This window comes from Burkholderia sp. HMSC10F09, from assembly GCF_001806955.1.
GTDB lineage: Bacteria > Pseudomonadota > Gammaproteobacteria > Burkholderiales > Burkholderiaceae > Burkholderia > Burkholderia multivorans.
Window position 1 is genome coordinate 1 of sequence record NZ_KV786784.1, and the last position, 2,686, is coordinate 2,686.

At 68.7% G+C, this 2,686-nt stretch carries 3 protein-coding genes; all 3 read right to left on the reverse strand.

What is annotated here, in order from left to right; all coding sequences use genetic code 11:
- Positions 1-78: 78 nt before the first annotated feature.
- Positions 79-909, reverse strand: coding sequence for a metallophosphoesterase (locus HMPREF3115_RS18455; protein WP_070555576.1), 831 nt, complete (start codon positions 907-909; stop codon positions 79-81).
- Positions 910-934: 25 nt separating this feature from the next.
- The gene (locus HMPREF3115_RS18460; protein WP_043279886.1) at positions 935-2,356 is read right to left on the reverse strand and encodes an FAD-binding oxidoreductase; all 1,422 of its coding nucleotides are present in this window, start codon (positions 2,354-2,356) and stop codon (positions 935-937) included.
- 18 nt (positions 2,357-2,374) lie between these two features.
- A partial coding sequence (locus tag HMPREF3115_RS18465; RefSeq protein ID WP_070555578.1) for a DUF2069 domain-containing protein occupies positions 2,375-2,686 on the reverse strand: 312 nt, incomplete at its 5' end.

The window sequence follows — 2,686 nt, forward strand, 5'->3', positions numbered from 1 at the left end:
CGCCGCGCCGGCCGCTGAGCGCCCGCGGTCCGGCCCGGCAGCACCATCGCCGGCCGCCTGCGGCCGGCCTCTGCACGCTCAGTCGAGCGTGATCACCTTGTCCCACGCGAACGCAGCGTTTTCCCGTTCGCCGGTGCGTCGATGAATGTAGCCGCGCGGATTGCAAACGACGCGCGTGCCGCCCTCCACGACATAGTCGAATGACGTGTGCGTGTGGCCGTGCACCCACAGGGCGACGGGCGGCCGCACGAGTTCCGTCATCTGCGTGACGAATCCCGCCGAAGCCAGATCTTCCGCATAGCGTTGCGCCAGCGACAGCCGGTGCGGCGCATGGTGCGTGACGACGATCGTGCGGCCCGCGAACGGCTGCGCGAGCTGCGCCGCGAGCCACGCGCGGCTGCGCCGATGCAGCGCGATCGCATCGGCCGGCGCGAAGTCGCGCTCGGGCGCAGGCGCGTCGCCGTGCAGCGCCGCATCGTGCGGCCAGGTCACCTGGATCAATCCCTTGAAGTCGAGCATCACGCGCTGCGCGGCGTCGATTGCGCGCGCGACGCTCTCGTCGTCCGCGCCGAACAGCGAGAAATCGGCCCACAGCGTCGTGCCGAGCACACGAAAGCGCCGTTGCGGATCGACGTAGGCGTCGTTGTTCAGGTAATGCACGTTGTCGAGCGCGCGCGCGGCGTCGCGCATCGCCGTTTCGAGCGCGCCGAATTCCCCGTCGTAGTACTCGTGATTGCCCGGCACATAGACGACCGGCACGCGCGGGTCGAACGTTTCCGCGGCCCAGCGCAGGCCTTCCGCGTGATTGTGGATGTCGCCGGCCAGCACGACGAGATCGGCATCCGCATGCGCGATCGTATCGGGCTGGTGGCTTTCGAGGTGCAGGTCGGACAGCACACGGATTTTCACGAACGTCGCTCCCGAATGGACGGCTTCAGCGCAGGACCTTGCCGGGATTCATGAGCCCGCGCGGATCGAGCGCGGTCTTCAGCGTGCGCATCAGCGCCGTTTCGACCGGCGACTTGTAGCGCTGCGCGTCGTCGATCTTCAGTTGCCCGATGCCGTGCTCCGCGCTGATCGTGCCGTGATGGCGATGCACGTTGTCGTACACGATACGGTTGATCGGCGCCTGGAACTGTGCGAGGAACGCCTTCGGATCGCCGCCTTCGGGCGTCTGCACGTTGTAGTGCAGGTTGCCGTCGCCGAGATGGCCGAACGTGACCATCCGCGCGCCGGGCGCGGCCTGCTGGATCGCTGCGTCGGTTTCGTCGATGAAGCGCGCGATCGACGAGATCGGCACCGCGATGTCGTGCTTGATGTTGAGCCCTTCGTCGGCCTGCGCGAGCGGGATGTGCTCGCGCAAGTCCCAGAACGCGCGCGACTGCGCGAGGTTTTCCGCGACCACCGCATCGACCACGAGCCCCGCGTCGAATGCTTCTTCCATCAGCTTTTCGAACAGCGCGCGCGCATGCGTTTCGCTTTCGTTGTCGGACAGTTCGAGCAGCACCGTCTGCGCGTGCGTCTGTGCGAACGGATAGCGCAGTTGCGGATAGTGCTTGCCGACGAGCTGCATGCAGAAATCGGACATCAGCTCGAAGCCCGTCAGCAGCGGGCCGGCCGCGCGCTGCGCGAGCGACAGGAAGTCGAGTGCAGCGTGCGGCGATTCGAGCGCGGCCAGCGCCGTGACTTGCGCGGCCGGCAGCGGATGCAGCTTCATCACGGCGGCCGTGATGATGCCGAGCGTGCCTTCCGCGCCGATGAACAGATCGCGCAGGTCGTAGCCGGTGTTGTCCTTGCGCAGTCCGCGCAGGCCGTCCCAGATCTCGCCCTGCGGCGTCACGACCTCGAGGCCGAGACAGAGCTCGCGCGCGTTGCCGTAGCGCAGCACCGCGGTGCCGCCCGCGTTCGTCGACAGGTTGCCGCCGATCGTGCAGCTGCCTTCCGCCGCGAGGCTGAGCGCGAACAGGCGGCCGCCTTCGCGTGCACGTGCCTGCACGTCGGCGAGGATCACGCCCGCTTCGACGGTGATCGTGTTGTTGTGCGGATCGAGCGCGCGCACGCGATTGAGCCGCGCCAGGCTCAGCACGGCCTGCGTGCCGGACGTGTCCGGCGTCGCGCCGCCGGCGAGGCCCGTGTTGCCGCCTTGCGGCACGAGCGCGACGCCGTGCCGGTTCGCGATGCGCACGAGCGCCGCGACTTCGGCCGTGCTGCCGGGCCGCAGCACGGCGCAGGCGGCACCCTTGTAGCGGCGGCGCCAGTCGGTCAGGAACGGTTCGGTATCGTGCGCGTCGGTCAGCACGTGCGCGGCGCCGATCGCGTCGCGGCACGCGGAAACGAAAGTGTCGATGGACATCATCATCTTGTCGCGTAAGGGTCAGGACGCGGCGCGCTGCTTTTTCGCCGCGCGTTTGAACGGCGCGACGTAGGCGAGTGCAGCCGCGAAGAAGCCGAGGGCGAGCGCGGTCTCGCACCAGCCGAGCGTCGCGGACAGCCCGCGATCGGACATGCCGCGCACGATGCCTTCGGCGAAATAGACGAGAACCAGCATGCTCGCCCACTGCATCGTATAGATGTTACGCCGCCAGACGCCCGGCAGCGCGAGCGCGAGCGGCACGGCCTTCAGCATCAGGGCGGAGCCGCCGGGGCGCAGCGGCGCGAGCCACACTTCCCAGGCGATGCACAGCGC

Coding starts and splice junctions, on each gene's coding strand:
- HMPREF3115_RS18460 (WP_043279886.1), bottom strand. CDS start 2,356: ATGATGTCCATCGACACTTTCGTTTCCGCGTGCCGCGACGCGATCGGC.